Source organism: Acinetobacter sp. 10FS3-1, from assembly GCF_013343215.1.
GTDB lineage: Bacteria > Pseudomonadota > Gammaproteobacteria > Pseudomonadales > Moraxellaceae > Acinetobacter > Acinetobacter lwoffii_C.
Map to the genome: position 1 here is coordinate 69,773 of NZ_CP039143.1, position 16,412 is coordinate 86,184.

General features: G+C 45.6%; 15 protein-coding genes. 8 read left to right on the forward strand and 7 right to left on the reverse strand.

Going from position 1 to position 16,412, the window contains the following annotated elements; genetic code table 11:
* Together E5Y90_RS00290 and E5Y90_RS00295 are read right to left on the reverse strand one after the other, a co-directional pair.
* Positions 1 to 552: a CC0125/CC1285 family lipoprotein gene (locus tag E5Y90_RS00290; protein ID WP_151207187.1), complete on the reverse strand. Its 552-nt coding sequence runs from the start codon at positions 550 to 552 to the stop codon at positions 1 to 3.
* A 51-nt stretch (positions 553 to 603) separates the two neighbouring features.
* Positions 604 to 1,143, reverse strand: a complete 540-nt coding sequence (locus tag E5Y90_RS00295; RefSeq protein WP_151205615.1) for a DUF924 family protein — start codon at positions 1,141 to 1,143, stop codon at positions 604 to 606.
* A gap of 213 nt (positions 1,144 to 1,356) precedes the next feature.
* Here E5Y90_RS00295 and gshA point away from each other — a divergent pair, with 213 nt between their 5' ends.
* Together gshA and E5Y90_RS00305 are read left to right on the forward strand one after the other, a co-directional pair.
* Positions 1,357 to 2,934 carry a glutamate--cysteine ligase gene (gshA, locus tag E5Y90_RS00300; protein WP_174659073.1) on the forward strand — a complete coding sequence of 526 codons (1,578 nt, stop codon included), beginning with the start codon at positions 1,357 to 1,359 and terminating at the stop codon, positions 2,932 to 2,934.
* 21 nt (positions 2,935 to 2,955) lie between these two features.
* Entirely contained in the window at positions 2,956 to 3,483 is a 528-nt protein-coding gene (locus tag E5Y90_RS00305; RefSeq protein ID WP_174659074.1) for a disulfide bond formation protein B, read from the forward strand.
* A gap of 34 nt (positions 3,484 to 3,517) precedes the next feature.
* Here the strand turns inward: E5Y90_RS00305 and E5Y90_RS00310 are convergent, their stop codons facing one another.
* Positions 3,518 to 4,849 carry an alpha/beta hydrolase gene (locus tag E5Y90_RS00310; protein ID WP_174659075.1) on the reverse strand — a complete coding sequence of 444 codons (1,332 nt, stop codon included), beginning with the start codon at positions 4,847 to 4,849 and terminating at the stop codon, positions 3,518 to 3,520.
* Positions 4,850 to 5,088: 239 nt separating this feature from the next.
* Here E5Y90_RS00310 and E5Y90_RS00315 point away from each other — a divergent pair, with 239 nt between their 5' ends.
* Both E5Y90_RS00315 and parE read left to right on the forward strand, forming a co-directional pair.
* Positions 5,089 to 5,682, forward strand: a complete 594-nt coding sequence (locus tag E5Y90_RS00315) for a YqiA/YcfP family alpha/beta fold hydrolase (RefSeq protein WP_174659076.1) — start codon at positions 5,089 to 5,091, stop codon at positions 5,680 to 5,682.
* A 1-nt stretch (position 5,683) separates the two neighbouring features.
* Positions 5,684 to 7,564: a DNA topoisomerase IV subunit B gene (gene parE, locus E5Y90_RS00320; RefSeq protein ID WP_174659077.1), complete on the forward strand. Its 1,881-nt coding sequence runs from the start codon at positions 5,684 to 5,686 to the stop codon at positions 7,562 to 7,564.
* A 119-nt stretch (positions 7,565 to 7,683) separates the two neighbouring features.
* Here parE and E5Y90_RS00325 read toward each other — a convergent pair whose 3' ends face one another.
* The 3 genes from E5Y90_RS00325 to E5Y90_RS00335 form a co-directional block, all read right to left on the reverse strand.
* Positions 7,684 to 8,394, reverse strand: a complete 711-nt coding sequence (locus tag E5Y90_RS00325; RefSeq protein WP_174659078.1) for a phospholipase D family protein — start codon at positions 8,392 to 8,394, stop codon at positions 7,684 to 7,686.
* Between the two features lie 61 nt (positions 8,395 to 8,455).
* A complete protein-coding gene (locus E5Y90_RS00330; protein ID WP_174659079.1) occupies positions 8,456 to 9,181 on the reverse strand; it encodes a hypothetical protein in 726 nt (241 codons plus the stop codon).
* A gap of 329 nt (positions 9,182 to 9,510) precedes the next feature.
* A complete protein-coding gene (locus E5Y90_RS00335; protein WP_174659080.1) occupies positions 9,511 to 10,236 on the reverse strand; it encodes an outer membrane protein OmpK in 726 nt (241 codons plus the stop codon).
* 1,111 nt (positions 10,237 to 11,347) lie between these two features.
* Between E5Y90_RS00335 and E5Y90_RS00340 the strand changes: the two genes are divergently transcribed.
* The 4 genes from E5Y90_RS00340 to dsbD all read left to right on the forward strand — a co-directional run bounded on the left by E5Y90_RS00340 (position 11,348) and on the right by dsbD (position 15,012).
* Positions 11,348 to 11,704 (forward strand): HPF/RaiA family ribosome-associated protein, encoded by a 357-nt coding sequence (locus E5Y90_RS00340; protein ID WP_174659081.1) that lies wholly within the window; start codon positions 11,348 to 11,350, stop codon positions 11,702 to 11,704.
* Positions 11,705 to 11,830: 126 nt separating this feature from the next.
* Positions 11,831 to 12,373 (forward strand): ankyrin repeat domain-containing protein, encoded by a 543-nt coding sequence (locus E5Y90_RS00345; RefSeq protein ID WP_174659082.1) that lies wholly within the window; start codon positions 11,831 to 11,833, stop codon positions 12,371 to 12,373.
* 23 nt (positions 12,374 to 12,396) lie between these two features.
* Positions 12,397 to 13,164, forward strand: a complete 768-nt coding sequence (locus E5Y90_RS00350; RefSeq protein WP_174659083.1) for a transporter — start codon at positions 12,397 to 12,399, stop codon at positions 13,162 to 13,164.
* Positions 13,165 to 13,182: 18 nt separating this feature from the next.
* Entirely contained in the window at positions 13,183 to 15,012 is a 1,830-nt protein-coding gene (gene dsbD / locus E5Y90_RS00355) for a protein-disulfide reductase DsbD (protein ID WP_174660530.1), read from the forward strand.
* 17 nt (positions 15,013 to 15,029) lie between these two features.
* On the opposite strand, the gene E5Y90_RS00360 is transcribed toward dsbD, so the two are convergent.
* On the reverse strand, positions 15,030 to 16,229 hold the full coding sequence (locus E5Y90_RS00360; RefSeq protein ID WP_174659084.1) for a GGDEF domain-containing protein: 1,200 nt from the start codon (positions 16,227 to 16,229) through the stop codon (positions 15,030 to 15,032).
* Between the last annotated feature and the right edge of the window lie 183 nt (positions 16,230 to 16,412).

Here is a 16,412-nt window from a genome sequence, read left to right on the forward strand (position 1 = left end):
TTATTGAGGAGTTGCCGGCTGGGGTTGCAGGACTGTACCGGATGGACTCACTCCATATTTAGCCCCAAGTGACTGTAAAATCAAGCGCGCATCAAAGGCATCCTGAGGTGCCTGGCCGGCCCGGAAGCACTCAATGGTATAGGCCACCTGGGCCGGGTCCAGAGTCACGGTATAAGGGCGGTCATAAAATGGGTCTGGCCAGAACCCCGGATAACGGCGGTAGTAAGCAGAGGGATAGAAGCTCGGTGCAGGATAGACAATCGCCTGGCGGGGGGGCTGCTGAGTCCGGTTGCTTGGATCATCCAGAACGCGAAAAAACTGGAAGCCATTCTGTACCGTCGTTTGGGCGGCTTTCAGCAGGGTAATTTCTTCTGCCGTAGCAAAACTCATATTGGGACGGGCCTGAAAGCTAATCCGGTAAGTCGTGGCATTTAAGGGCGTCGTGTTATAGCGCCCTAACTGATCAAAGGTCAAAGGTTTGGAGGGTGTGGTTGCGCAGCCACTCAGGCCAAGTGCAACAACTAGACCAAGTCCTAATAGGGTGTTTTTCATCTCCAATCTCCTGATAGATGATCCAGCAGTCGCAGAGCTTGAAAGGGAGAATCAAAAACTGCTGTCTGGCTGGGTCAGGAAAGTTAACTCTTCAGCGGTCGATGGGCGACCTAAAATCCGGTTACGGTGAGGATAACGCCCAAAGCGGTCAATAATCACCTTATGCTTTTTTTCAAACTCCAGATTAACCGGATTGCCCAGATGCTGGAACAGCTCCAAGGCATATTCATGAATCAGTCTGGATTCGCTATGCATGAACGGCATGTACAGGAAACTGCATTGTTCCGGGCTGAGCTGTTTGTCCAGATCCAGGCTAATTGTCTCCTGAGCCAGAGCCAGAGCCAAGGGATCCTGAGCAAAGGCCTGAGGAGAGTCACGAAACAGATTACGGGAAAACTGATCCAACACAATAATTTCAGCCAGTCGGCCTGCTATGCTTTTGCGCCAGCACCAGAGTTCGCCACGAGCTGCCTGTTGATGGATACTCATGAATTGTTGTGCAATATGCTGATCAAATTCCAGACTTTTGCTAAACCAGAAGGGCTGATGGTCGGCGTGGAACCAAAAGTCTAAAACATCTTGATAATTCATAGTATTTACAATTCTTTAGTCTGTATTGGTTAATAAATCACAAATTTCACATGTCTTATAGAGGAACTTTGTGTTAAAAAATTGCCCAGTTAAAAATCAATAGTTTGCCTGAAAACCCGGCAGGATGTAATGTGCCGACCAGAAATCACGTTATACTGCTATAAATTGATGATTCTACTTTATTAATAGTTACCCCCATGAAGCGAGATTGTAATGAGTCAACCTGAATCGACCGCCCACGATGTATTACCTGACTGGGTGGATTCATCGCTCATCCAAGGAATGCTGCGCGGTATCGAGCGCGAAAGCTTGCGTATGCAAAGCAACGGTTTCTTGTCCCAAGCGCCGCATCCTCGTGCCCTAGGTTCAGCCCTGACTCATCCACATATCACCACTGACTATTCTGAAGCCTTAATGGAGTTTATCACTCCACCGCAAAGCAGCATTCAAAAAGCCTTGGACTATCTGACCGATATTCATGCCGTCGCGCATCGCCAGCTGGAGAATGATGAAAAGCTCTGGCCGCTGTCGATGCCGTGCATGCTGGACCACAGTGATGAAAATATTCCGCTGGCCCAATATGGGACGTCTAATATCGGGCTGTTTAAAACCCTGTACCGTCATGGCTTGGGGGTGCGTTATGGCCGCCGTATGCAGACCATTTCCGGGGTGCATTATAACCTGTCTTTCCCGGATCATTTCTTTGAAGCCCTGCAACAGCAAGAAAGCGATGAAAATTTACGGGCACTCAGCTTGCAGGACTATCGCAGTCACCGTTATATGGGGCTGATCCGTAACTTTATCCGCCTGACGCCACTGGTAATTTTTCTGGTCGGGGCCAGCCCGGCGGTCTGCCAGTGCTTTATGAGTGGCCGAGATCATCATTTACTGCCGCTGGTTAAAGGCACCCTGTATACCCCGTATGCGACCGCTTTGCGCATGGGACGTTTTGGCTATCAGAACTCTGCACAGAAGCAACTGGGCATTCACTACAATGACCTGCAAGGCTATCTGGAAGGACTGCAAAAAGCCGTCAAAACCCCTTATAAGCCATTTAGTCGTCTGGGCCTGAATGACCCGCAGGGACAGCCAATCCAGATCAATGATCATGTACTGCAAATTGAAAATGAATATTACAGTCTGGTGCGTCCCAAACAGGTCCCCGAAGCCGGTGAGACCCCGTCACAGGCCCTGCAAAACCGCGGGATTGGCTATGTCGAGCTACGGGCGGTAGACGTCAACCCGTATAGCCCGATTGGTATTAATGAAGATACTGCCGGTTTCCTGGAAGTGGTTGCATTGTACTGTCTGCTGCAAGACAGCCCGGCATTGTTGGCTGCAGAGCAGGAAATTATTGAACGAAATCAGACCGAAGTGGTCAATCGTGGCCGTGCCTTCAATGCCGCTATTGTCGAAGATGGCCAGCATTATCCGATTGAAGACTGGTGTGCCCAGCTGCTGACACGTATGCAGCCCTTGGCTGAGCTGCTTGACCAGACTTATGACACAGGACTTTATCAGCATGCCATGCAGATCATGCAAGGTCGGGTGGATGAAGTCGATGCCACTTTATCTGCCTTAATTGTCGGAGATATCCGTGCTGCAAGCAGCATGTGGCATTTTGGACAGCATCTGGCCCAGCAGCATAGTCAAGTCTATGAATCGCATCCGCTCAGTGCCGAAACAGCAGCTTATTTTGATGAAATATCACAAAGCTCATTGCAGCAACAACAGCAGCTCGAGCAAGCGTGCAGTATCAACTTCAGTGATTATTTAGCGCAATATCGATAAAACAAGAAAAGAGGATTGACCATGCAATGGAGTTATCGCGGGGTAAGCGGCATGCTGTTTTTGGCTGCCGTGGTCGGGATGGTATTTGCACTTTATCTTGAACATGTCCAGGGACTGGCCCCTTGTCCGCTCTGCGTGTTTCAACGCATCGGGCTTATTGGCTTGGGACTCATCTCCCTGATCGCTTTTTTGCACAATCCAGCCTCCAGTCTGGGCAAGCGTCTGTATGCCTTGTTAGGTGCTTTGAGCATGTTATGGTCAGCCGGGGTGGCTGCACGGCATGTCTGGCTACAGAGTCTGCCACCGGATAAGGTGCCGAGCTGTGGTCCCGGTCTGGAGTACTGGCTGGATACCCTGCCGATGAAGGCAGTATTACAGCAGGTACTGAATGGTTCAGGGGAGTGTGCAGTGGTTGATTGGAGCTTTCTGGGGCAGTCCTTGCCGCTATGGTCACTGGTATTCTTCAGCGTATTATTACTGATTAGCCTGTGGCAGCTCTTGCGTAAATATCCGGCCAAGCCGCTAAAACGCCTGCGAGATCAATACTAAGCAATCTAAAAAGCCCTCATCAGAGGGCTTTTTTTCAGGTTAAGGCAATGCCTTCAATACTGTTCAGATCGACCAGGTGCTGATAAATCTGGGTACAATTCTCATCCTCCACACTTGGGTAAAACCAGCGTGCAATCTGTTCAGCCACCAAGGGATGGTATTGAATTTCAAAATGGTTCAGGCCATAGAAAATTGCCTTATGGGCATCTGGAACTTTTAGATCGTAGCGTGGATTTGGATGTTCTCCCAGCGCACTTTTGACGCTGACCAGATAGTCTCCAATCACATTACGGGTCTTGTTCTTGCGCTTTTCCAGTTCGATCGTTCCGGCCACCAGATAGGCATCGATATGTGAAGGAATCGGTGCCGGTTTGCGGTTGTCATCCATAAAGCCAATCCGTACCGGATTATGCTCCCAGTCATCATCGCGTACGCTGCCATAGCGCAAGTCCAGAATACCGTTGCTGCGAATATTGACGAGATGCCCGACAATTTTCACCAAAGGAAAATGTCCGAGTTTGTCTTGGAGGTTAAAACCGAAACGTTCCAGTACTGCCCCATGATGAGGCGAACCCAGACAGACCAGATTCTCGACCATGGGAATCCAGTCATGAACATTCTGCTTGCCATAAAACAGGGCACTTCGGGAGACCAGTCCCCCCATGCTGTGGCCGATCAGGTCAATGCTGGTAATCCCCGGATTACACTGGACAAGTTCCTGCAAGGTGTTGGCCAGACTATGACCATTGGCAGAAATCCGTCGTCCGGTATTGTAGTGCAGATAGAGCATGGTATTGCGGTCACGTTGCGCCAGCAGTTTTTCACCAATTCCTTCATATTTGTGGTTGGACCAGTCTAAATGATTCATACAGAGTCCATGCACAAACAGGCTAATCCGTCCGGTCAGCTCACCTTGCTGTAAAGAACCATAATGATCATAAATGAGCATTGGCAGGGCCAGCGGATTCTGATGTTTTATCAAATAGTCACCAATAATACCGTTCAAGGCACTGACTAAAAAATGCAGGGTCGGAGTTAAAGGCTTATGATGCAATTTGGGAAAGTGTTCAATAATTTGACGCAAACCGGGTGCAATCAGAGTATTGCCATAATGAAAAATCATGTCGTACGACGACTGGTACAGTCGGGCAATATAAGGGATATTTTGCAGGCTTTTGGCGTTCTGGTCACTAAGGCCAAACATGCTGAGTAAAATTTCACGCTGAATGGTTTTAATCAGTTCCTGGGCCACATCGTTCAGGCGCATGGTCACCAGCTGGGCCAGACCTTCCAGTACATCTGCCTGGCTGGGTGGCGTTCGATCCCATCGGCAGTAAGTTTCATGCAATGGTGTTAAACTGGGCATTTGCTTCTGTCCTTTTAATCAACCGTGTAGAGATCTCTTTCTTTTTAAAGTACTTCACGGTATAAATTCTTTTTCTGTAAAGAGTCTGAATCCTTTGCAATACTTTTAACATAGCGAGAATTACACAACATTCAGGGCTTTTTTGTCTGACAATTTAAGCAATTTCAGCTGAGAAAAATGCGAGGTATTTCACATTTTCCAGAGAAATTTCAATCATTGATCAATATGATTAAATACTGATGAATATTATTTATTTACATGGATTTCAGAGTGGAAGCCATTCCATTAAAGGACAGTTATTACTACAATTTTGTAAAAAATATCCTGAAATCACCCTACATTTACCAGATTTAAATATGCCGCCCCAGGCTGCAGTTGAAAAGGTTTCGGAACTGATCCGCAGTTTGCCTCAGGTAGCACTGGTCGGCAGCAGTCTGGGCGGATTCTATGCGACATATCTAGTCGCAAAACATGCGGTTCCGGCTGTACTGATTAACCCGGCAATGCGACCATGGCAGCTGTTTCGTGAACTGTTTCAGGCGGAGTTGCCCTATCCTGTGCATCCGAATTGGAGTCTGGAGGTGGCAGATCTGGCACAGCTGGAGCAACTGGCGCTAAATCCTGCTCAAGATGCAGACAAAATACTGGTGCTGCTGCAACAAGGCGATGAAGTTTTGGATTATCGTGAAGCACATCGTTATTATAGTGCTGCCCGTCCTCCGGCCATGTTAATGACAGAAGCCCATGGCAATCACGGGATGGATGATTTTGCGGAGAAAATTCCGCTGCTTTTACAGTTTTTATCCGACTGCGTCAAAAAGGAAACCGAATAACGTGTCTCAATATACGGCTCAATCTCTTGAAGTTTTATCTGGTCTGGATCCGGTGCGCCGTCGCCCGGGCATGTATACCGATACCTCGCGTCCGAACCATCTGGCGCAGGAAGTGATTGACAATGCGGTAGATGAGGCATTGGCCGGATATGCCAACAAGGTCACAGTGACGGTATATAAGGATGGCTCGCTGTCTGTAGAAGATAATGGTCGCGGCATGCCCGTGGATATTCATCCGGAATATGGCCAAAGCGGGATTGAAATCATTATGACCAAACTGCATGCCGGCGGTAAATTCAGCACCGATAATTATCAGTTTTCTGGTGGCCTGCATGGCGTGGGTATCTCTGTCGTCAATGCCTTGTCCAGCCGGATTGAAGTGTCAGTTCAGCGTCAGGGCAACCTGTATAAAATGGCCTTTGAAAAGGGCGAACCGACCGGCCCGCTGGAAGTGCTGAAAGGCAAAGCGCCCAAACGTGCATCGGGCACTACAGTACAATTCTGGCCAGAAGAAAAATATTTCGATTCTCCTAAATTTGCCCTGAAAGCCTTAAAACATAATCTAAAGGCCAAGGCAGTGTTGGCTGCTGGTCTGCAAATTAACTATATTGACCAGATTAATAACGAAAAAATCACCTGGCAGTTTGAAAACGGTCTGGTGGACTACTTGATGGATGAGCTGGAAGACCGTGAAATTATTCCGGCACCGGCCTTTGTTGCAATGGGGGAGGCAGAACGTGCCAGTGCCGAATTTGCAATTTGCTGGAATGTCGAAGGGGGAGACAGCATTCAGGAATCATACGTTAACCTGATTCCAACCGCGCAAGGTGGTACGCATGTGAATGGTTTGCGTTCCGGAGTGACCGATGCCATGCGTGAGTTCTGTGAGTTGCGTAATTTGCTGCCGCGTAATATGAAACTGTCGGCGGAAGATGTCTGGGACGGCGTAAACTATATCCTGTCCTTAAAATTCCAGGAGCCCCAGTTTTCAGGTCAGACCAAAGAGCGTCTGTCCAGTCGTGAAGCTGCTGGCATTGTTCAGAATATTGCCAAAGATGCCTTTGCCTTGTGGTTGCACCAAAACTCGGATATTGCCCTGCAATTGGCAGAAATGGCAATTTCCAAAGCCGGGCGTCGTTTAAAAGCGGCAAAGAAAGTAGAGCGTAAAAAGATTGTTGCTGGTCCGACCTTGCCAGGCAAATTGTCGGATTGTGTCGGCCATGAGCTGGATCAGTCGGAACTGTTTATTGTGGAAGGGGATTCGGCGGGTGGTTCGGCCAAACAGGCACGTGACAAGAATTTCCAGGCCATCATGCCCATTCGCGGAAAAATTCTGAACACCTGGGAAGTATCCTCAGATGAGGTTCTGGCATCGCAGGAAGTGCACAATATTGCTATCGCAATTGGGGTAGATCCTGGCTCTGATGACTTGTCTGAGCTGCGTTATGGCAAAATCTGTATTCTGGCGGATGCCGACTCGGATGGTCTGCACATTGCCACTTTGCTGTGTGCATTGTTCGTGAAACATTTCCCGGTACTGGTCGAAGAGGGGCATCTATATGTGGCGATGCCGCCACTGTTCCGGATTGATGATGGTAAAGAGGTGCACTATGCTCTGGATGAAGAAGAGCTGGAGGGCATCTTGAAAAAGTGTAAAACCAAGAATCCGCAGATTACCCGATTTAAAGGTCTGGGCGAGATGAACGCCAGCCAGCTACGGGAAACGACTTTAGATCCAAATACCCGCCGTCTGGTACAGCTGGATCTGGATGATGTGCATGTCACCGCAAGTTTACTGGATAAACTGCTGGCCAAAAAACGTTCGGGTGACCGTAAAGACTGGTTAGAGCAAAAAGGTAATCTGGCAGATATTGTGGTTTAGGATGCTGGCTTGAAAGCAAAAAAACCTCATCCGGAGAGTTTCAGTCGATTAGTTGACTGAACTTCTCCAGTTAGGGGAATTTTTATTGTATCCCAATATATTTTTTAAAAACTCGTCAGTTAAATTTTGGTATGTTCATCCCATAAAAAATAAATACCAAATTGTCCTGTTCTAAACTCTCCACCCATCGCTTTGCCTGCATCGGTGAGGAAATGTTTTCCATTTTCTGTCAGATTTAAATATCCTTGATTGACTAAATTTTCAAACAGATCAGGTGTTTTTAAACCAAGTTTTGCGGCCAGTTTTGCAGTGGTCAGTTTGGAATAACCGCTGCTTTCCTCAGTTCTGACTTCGCTCTCAGCAAGTGGTACTGGTTCCGTCTTAATTTCATCCAGAGTAATCCGTACTTCATCACTAATACGAATAATACGTTGAGCTTCCTCATAAGCATCTTTAAAGACCTCTTGATCTTCATCTTTACGTACCAGAATCCCCATTTCATTATTATTGACCTGACTAAACTCATAGAGGTTCAAGCTTGAAATAATACATTCTGATTCATTGATATAGCATTTTGCATGGAGATTTTTACAAAAGCTTAGACGTACATAATCCAGTTTTTGCAGCCATTTAATTTCATCGGGATGCAAATCACTTTTGCCATAGATAATGCGAATATCAATTTTGAGCCGATCTTTATCTTCTAAGAGTTCTTTAATACGATCATTTAAACGCAAATAAGGGCTGATTAAAATTAAACGCTCTTTGGCATTTTTAATTAATTCTTCTAAAAAGAAATTCGTTGCACTGGTATTTAAAAACTTGGCCATGGACTCCCCTGATCATGCTCAAATATTTATTTTGTATATTAAAATACAAATAAAAGAAAAATTATTCTACCTTCAAATATACACCGCTGGCAGAGACATTATGCCCAAAGCCACACGCTGAATCTCCACTGTCTTGCTCTAAAATAAGCTGTTGCCCAGCGCGAGGATTAAAAGCAAAACTAAGCTCAATTTTACAGTTATCTTGCTGATAACGGGTCTGGGTGTGATGCAGGGGCATCATTGTTTCAAATTCACCTATATTGGGGCCATAAATCAGGCTGCCTAAACCCATATATAGACCATTAAATTGAATTTGATAAGATTGCTGATGGGGCTTTACCTCAATACTACTCCAGGCGCCAAAACCGGCATGGCGAACATATTTGCCTGCCAGATTGGAGTTTTTTTGAGGTGCAGGCAGCTGCTGCAGATTAAACTGGCTACTCTTGGCTTGAGGATAAATCGAAAACCAGGCTCGTGCCCACTGCGGCTTGGCCAGTTTGGCATAACTGAGTCCGACATTATTAAACGCTGTTACAATGCTGCTTTCTGAAAAAGAAACACCACTTTCTTCGCTATGCATGTCACAAAATGCAGACCATGCCGCCTGTTGCTCAAATTGTTCAAGGGCTTTGCTATATTGTTTCTGGTCATACAATCTCTTGCCCTTCGCTGCATAGTTTTTAACCTGGGCACATTCTGATCTGAGTTGAGTTTCAAAGCTGGAATCGGCAAAACTCAGGCTACTGAGAGAAAAGATACTCATGCAGATAAGCCATTTATTCATTGTGCTACTCAACTTGGTATTTATTTCAAATAAAACATAGCAGAAGTATCAAGTAAAGGCGGATTTTAAAATTTAGATTTTATACAGGCTTATTGAGTCTGAGTAGAAGTGATTTTTAAGTAATTCTAATCAGAAATGGCTAATCTCTGAATTTTTAATTGAATAGATTCAAGTTTACCAGGAAACATTAGGTAGGGTAGCGCCGGTCTAACCGGATTTGGATCAAGTCAAAGCAGTAGCAGAGACCAACACTTTAAAAAATACAGCTGATTTTTGCCATAAAAAAGCAGAACCCGGGTTCTGCTTTTTATGAGCTGCTTTTTTTTGGCTTAGAAGTGATATTTCACCAGCGCACTCACATTGTTTTCGTCTTGATCTTTACGACCAAACTTATTGTTCCAAACAGAGTGTTCAATACCTACATATAAGCGTGTCTCTGGAGAAATGTGTTTGCCCGCATTCCATTTCCACTGTGTGGTCCAGTTGAGTTCACTCGCTTGAGCATCTTTTTCAGCAGTAGACCAGTCCAGGAAACCATCCACCAGGAAGTCTTCTGCTCCCAAGCTAAACGGTACGCCATAAGTGAAAGTCATTTGATAATCGTCTTTATTACCAAACACCTTTTCATTATTGGCACGATAAAAGTTTAAGCTTGCATATTGAAAATATGGAAGGTCAAGATCAAAACCTAAACCATACAGGAAGTTATCTGCATTGTCTGAGCCTTCCCACGTTGTGGAAATTAATACATCTTTCACAGGACCAAAGGCAAGTTTCTGGCCACTTACTTCACTTAAACTTAAGCGTGGCGATAATTCAAAATAAGTGCTTTTAGCATCATCGCCCCCACGCATACGATCCATGAAGAAAAACACATCTGCATATTTTACTTTAGCAGCGTATTCAACGGTTAGAGTGCTTTGCTGTTCGTCTACCGCTTCATAGTTTTCACCATAAAGACCGGTTACGCTAAAATCTTGCCAAACTGGTTTTGCTTGTGCCAAAGCAGCAGTTGAAGCCAAAGCACACAATGCCGCGATTTGTGTAAGTTTCATTTAAAATCTCTTCCCCCAAGAAAGCAGGTAAAGGATACAGATTAATAAGTAAAAATAAAGTTAAAATTGATCGATGACAGAAATATATTAAAAATCTTGCTTGGTCTCCTTGTCTGTTTTCTTATTACGGGTTCTTCAATACTTTCAAAAATAGGGACTAAATAGCTATGCTTAAAGAAATTTAAATGATCAGAAAACAGTAAGAGTCGGTTGAGCTGCTGCCAAAATTAAAGAAAATTTATGTCCGTTATTCTAGTTAAAGCATACTCAACAGTGAATAATTGGCGGAGTGCAATAGAAGTGGGCACAGTCAGAAGCCATTTACCACCTATTTTCTATAATCAAAATCGGGATTTTTACCCTAAGTTTGCTAAAAAATCTGGCTGATCGCAAAGGCAAGCATGTACCTTGATCAGATTAAACGGCGATGCCCTTGAGGCGGGGGATGAGAGGCACTGTGGTCAGTATTTCATCGGTTGAAGAGCAGGTTTCATCATTTTAGATGGCATGTAGCGGTGAAGAAAAACCTGTTTCCACTCTCAAAATGGGCGGTGCTCCTCCCTCGTACTGAACTCGAAACCGAAGGGGGGGGTAAACCAGTAATTAAAGCATACATGTTTATTACTTCTATAGCGGAAGCCATCGTCACAACCCTATACGCTCACAGACTTAGAGAAAAAATATTTAAAGCTAGCAGCGGGGATCTACCGGATAATTCTCTGCATTCTCATTATCATTCGGAAGAAAATTTAGGCTGATTCTAAGTGGTCGGGATAAGCAATTTTCTCATTGGCCGAATCCAATCACGTGAATAAGATGGTGATGAACGAACTGGAAAGCGGCTTTATTTTACTAAGTAAGGACCTGTCACAATTAGTTATTCTTTTGCTAAAAAAACCAAAATAGCACTTGCATATTTTCTGGATAGAGCCGATATTCAAGGTATAAGGACATGATTCTGCAGATTCATAAAGGTGTTCATCCATTCAAAATGGAGGAGATATTCCAATCATTTGAAGAAGTGAAATGCGTTGCGATACAGCAAACCAGAAACGTGCCAAGATAAAAATTTTGCACTAAGAAAAGTTAAAAAGATTGAGGATGGTAATTTATGAATATCGAACTTCGTACAGATAAACACATTCAGAGTAGCGATCGTTTAATTAGTTATGTACGTGCAGAATTAAGTCAGGAATTCCAGCGCCACAGTGAGCGTATTACCCATTTTTCAGTCCATTTGAGTGATGAAAACGGTGCCAAAGGTGGTGATGACGATATCCGCTGCATGATCGAGGCACGTCCGGCAGGTCTAAAACCGGTGGTGGTGAATCATCGTGGTCATAATGTTGATACCGCCATTCGTGGTGCCATTGACCGTTTAAAACGCAGTCTAGAGCATGTTATTGAGAAAAAAGATACCATACGTCCGGGTGCCCTGGAAATTAAAGAGATGGAAGACGAAGTCTGATCTGGAATCCTGAAAAAAAGCCCTGCGGGGCTTTTTTTATATAAAATGAAAAATAGTTGTGGGAAAGACAACAAATTTTGCTTTCTTCGGCATAATAGGGAAAAACGAATTGAAGCGAGCTCCATCATGTTAACTGCGCAACAACAGCTTTTTGTGCAAGCCATCGAAGATTTAGATCTGGAACAGGTAACAAAACTCCTGGCGGATGGACTCAATCCGAATTTTATTGACCTTGAAAAAGGTCCAGTCATTTCGGTCTGGTCGGATGGATTGTTCAAATGGTGGGAAGACGTCTGTGAGGCTTATGAAGCAAATAGCCCGCTTTCAGATGAAGAAAAACAGGCACGTCTGGATATTCATTTGCAGATTCTGGAAGCATTGATTCAGGCCAAAGTCAATTTACATCTGTGGGATGCTGAAGAAATTTATGGACCGCTCTGGGACGCAGCGAGTGCCGCCTGTGTTCCTGCAGTACAGCGCCTGCTGGATGAACAGGTCAATCCAAACACCAAAGATGAAGATGGGCAGACCATTTTGTCCTCTATTAGCGATTTATTCTTTGATTGTGATTTCGATGAAATTAACTGGTCAGAGGCCCTTGAAGAAGAAAAACAGACTCTGCAACTGTTGCGTGACCACGGCGCAAAAATGACCAAAGAACTGAATTAAATTTGAATAAAGAGCCTAACCAGATGAAGACAACATTAACAACCTTGGGTTTTATTGCGCTGACCAGTGTCAGTGCCCAACTTTTTGCTGAAGTCGAATTTGATCGTCCGGGTGAAGGTATGGGAACCGGCACTATCCCTGTGGGGCAGCTGGCATGGGAGCAGGGTTTGCCAACGCTGGACTATCGCGAGTCAATGGTAGAAGGAAGCAAGCTTAAAGAAACCACTTTAAATGCCGATATATTATTGCGCACAGGTTTAACCGATAGCCTGGAATTACGTTTGGGCTGGGATGGACCGGCATGGAGCCAGCAGAAATGGAACGGACACACTGAAGAAAATGATGGGCTGGGAGATGTCAGTATTGGCCTGAAAAAAGCCATTGATCTGGACGATGACAAACTGAGCATGGCCGTGATGGCTGAAGCGCTTATTGCAACCGGTAATAAGGGGTTTAGCAATGAAGAAGATATATATAGCCTGAGCTCGGCGGTGGCCTATCAATATAGTGATCTGGTCTCGACCTCTATCACCATGCGTTATGAATGGCAGGACTCAAACTGGGCTATTAGCGCAATTCCATCTGTAGACTATCAGTTTACGGATCGCTGGTCGGGCTATTCGGAATTGATTTATCGTAAGGCCGAAAGCCAAGCCAATGAATATGCACTCGGCACGGGCGTAATGTATGCCCTCAACGATCGGATCCAGCTGGATGCCAGTATGGGGGTAGATCTGGACGGGCAGGAAAACAGTTACTTCTCCGGTCTGGGTGTATCCTTTCTCTTTTGATCTATCGCACTCGGTATGATGCAACTTTTAGTAGTTCAGAAATGGAGCGCTTTATGTGCGCCTTTCCTGTTAGGCAGTGTACTGTTCAGTATAGCAGCTCAGGCCGAAACGGCGTTACTGTCACCTGAGCAGGCCTTTCCTCTGAGTGTAGTCTCGGACAGTGCTGAGCAGGCGGAACTCAGCTGGGATATTCCTGAACACTACTATCTGTATCAGCACAAGATTGAAGTCCGACAGGGCAATCAGCCGCTAACATTGGAACTGCCGCCCGCTGAAGAAATCTATGATGACAACTATGGGCATACCCAGGTTTATTATCAGCAGTTAAAATTTCAGATCCCGACTCAGCCCGGACAGTCTTATCAGGTCAGCTGGCAAGGCTGTGCCCAGGATCGGCTGTGCTATCCACCGCAAACCGCGCAGTTTAAAACCAATCTTTCCGGTCTGGTGCAATATGACACCGCAGCTTCCGGGAACACACGTCTATTAGATTTAAACAGCTCTACAACTGCCCAGAATCGTCTGCTTGATACTCTGGCTGATACTCAGCTACAACGCTCAGACCAATCTGATCCAGATATCGAAGAAGCTATAACCGCCCAAGACCAGAAGTGGTCAGTGCGTCTGGCAGAAAGCTCCTGGGCCTATGGTTTGCTGCTGTTCTTTGGTTTAGGGCTTTTACTGGCCTTTACCCCGTGTTCGTTGCCTATGCTCCCGATCCTGACCTCGTTGTTGGTCCGTGATAGCAAAGGCTTAAAAGCCTGGATGATCGCCTTAACCTTTGTGGTTAGTATGGCCACCGTCTATGCTGTATTAGGTTTAATCGCCTCATCGGCCGGGCTGAATTTCCAACGCTGGCTACAGCAGCCGGGTACCCTGATTGCTTTTAGTGCTCTATTTGTGCTGTTTGCCCTAAACCTGTTTGGCCTGTTTGAAATTAAACTTCCGCAGCGCCTGATTCAGCGTCTGGATCAGGTTCAGGCCATGCAGCATGGAGGGAGCCTGATCAGTGCCGCAGTCATGGGCATTATCTCCGCCTTGCTGGTGGGGCCGTGTATGACAGCACCCCTGGCAGGAGCATTGCTGTTCATTTCCCAGACCCAGAGTCAATGGCAGGGTGCCTTGTTACTCTTTGGTCTCGGATTCGGTATGGGGACACCCTTACTGCTGGCCAGTATTCTGGGGGCCCGGATATTACCGCGTGCCGGACACTGGATGAATCAGATCAAGGTGCTATTTGCCTTTATCATGCTGGGGCTGGCGCTGTATTTTATACGCCCGCTGATTTCTGAAGCTATGTTGCAGGGGGTGTCGCTGGGCTTAGGCATGGCCTTTATTGTCTATGTGCTGTGCCGTATTTTCTGGCAGCGTACTGGCCTGAGATGGTTATATATCCTGTGTCTAGTCGTCGTGCTGCCTTATCTGGCATATAGCCAATATCAACAGAGCCAGCGTTTTTTTGTTAAGCAAAGTCACAGCACTGCCACGTGGCAAGTGGCCAAAACAGCTGCCGAATTTGAATCCTTGTTAAAACAGATACCGCATGGCCAAAAGGTCATTATTGATATCTATGCCGACTGGTGTGTGGCCTGTCAGCCGATCGAGCAGCGTGTTTTAAAATCAGCCACGGTACAGCAGGCACTGGCACCGTACGTGCTGATCAAACTCGATTTAAGCCAATATGATGCAGCCCATCAGTCGTTGTTTAATCAGTGGGAAATTCTGGGGCCACCGACCTATTTGTTTCTGAATGGCCAGCAGCAGGAAATCCGTGGTTTGCGTTTAACCGGGGCATTTAATGAAGCGGAATTATTGGCTCAGCTGAAACGTCTGGCACAATTCCATTAACCTGCTGGATTACCGTGTTAAGAATATAGCTCAAGTTCGGGTTGGGTCGATGTAATATAGGCTCTGACCTGATTCCGGCCTCTGGCTTTGGCCTGATACAGTGCCCGATCAGCCTGGCTGAGTAGCTGCTGCGGGCGCAATTCTGCTTGAGAAATCGCAATACCAAAACTGGCCGTGACAGAAATTTTGGTACCCTCATCACTTTGAATCTCAAGCTGCTGAATAGCAAGACGGCAACGTTCTGCAATCTGTTGCGCCATTTCAATATTGGTATCTTTAAGTACCAAAATAAACTCTTCACCACCAAAACGGCCTCCAACATCACTTTTACGTAATTGCTGGCTCAGTACGGCACTGACCTTTATCAGGGTTTCATCACCTTTGTGGTGACCATATTGATCATTAATTTTTTTAAAATGGTCCAAGTCTAGCAGGACCAAGGCATAGCTTAAACAGGCGCTATGATTTAATTTTTCCAGACATTGATTGATACTGCGCCGGTTAAACAGACTGGTTAAGGGATCAAGTTGGCTCAGGTGCTGAATCAGCCGTTCACGGTGCCGCCATTGGCTAAGCAGGATTTCAAACAGCATGGTGCAGATGGCCAGAATGGGTAACATAAAATACAGCATGGAGCCCAGCCAAAAGCCATTATCAAAAAACTTGCCCTGTATATTGAACAGGGGCGAATAGGGAATTTGATGACGAAAGCTCAGATAGGTGCAAACCGTCAGAAACAGGAATGCCGGTATCAATATGCTATAGATCAGGGCGCGATGAAACAGCACCAGACCCACTGTCATCAGGCACACACAGGCTAGGGTCGAAACGGGACTCATGACCCCCACCACATAAGCATCCCGGCAGAGGGAGATGACAAAAACACCGACCGTCAGATGAGGCAGATAGCGTTCAGCGCGCGCATGGCCTTGCCACTTATAACAAGGATAGATCAGAGCGAGCAAAACCAGTAAAAAACTGCTGTCGAGGATGAGCTGTAAGTGAATTAGTTTAATCTGTACATATTGCCAATATTCAGGATGAAACAGCACAAACAGATCCCAACTAAGCCAGCTCAGATGGACAATGCAGCCCAGTACCAACATCAAGATACATTTTTTTAAAATCCCCCAATTGATGACGACTTCATCTTCGATCAGATATTTTTTGATTCTCAGCCGCAGGATTTTTGCTAATAATCCTCTTATCTGCTTCATCTATTTCGCCTTAAACTTTATCGTTATTATGAAAGCGCTTTACTTTTTAGCATGGATATCTTTATAAAACTGACTATAACATAACTTAAAATTGATTAAAAAATTCCTGTTTTACCACAAAAAAGATAAAGCTACATTTGTCTGTATAGGCCTTTTGTTCCGTATTTGGAATGTTCTGTTTTA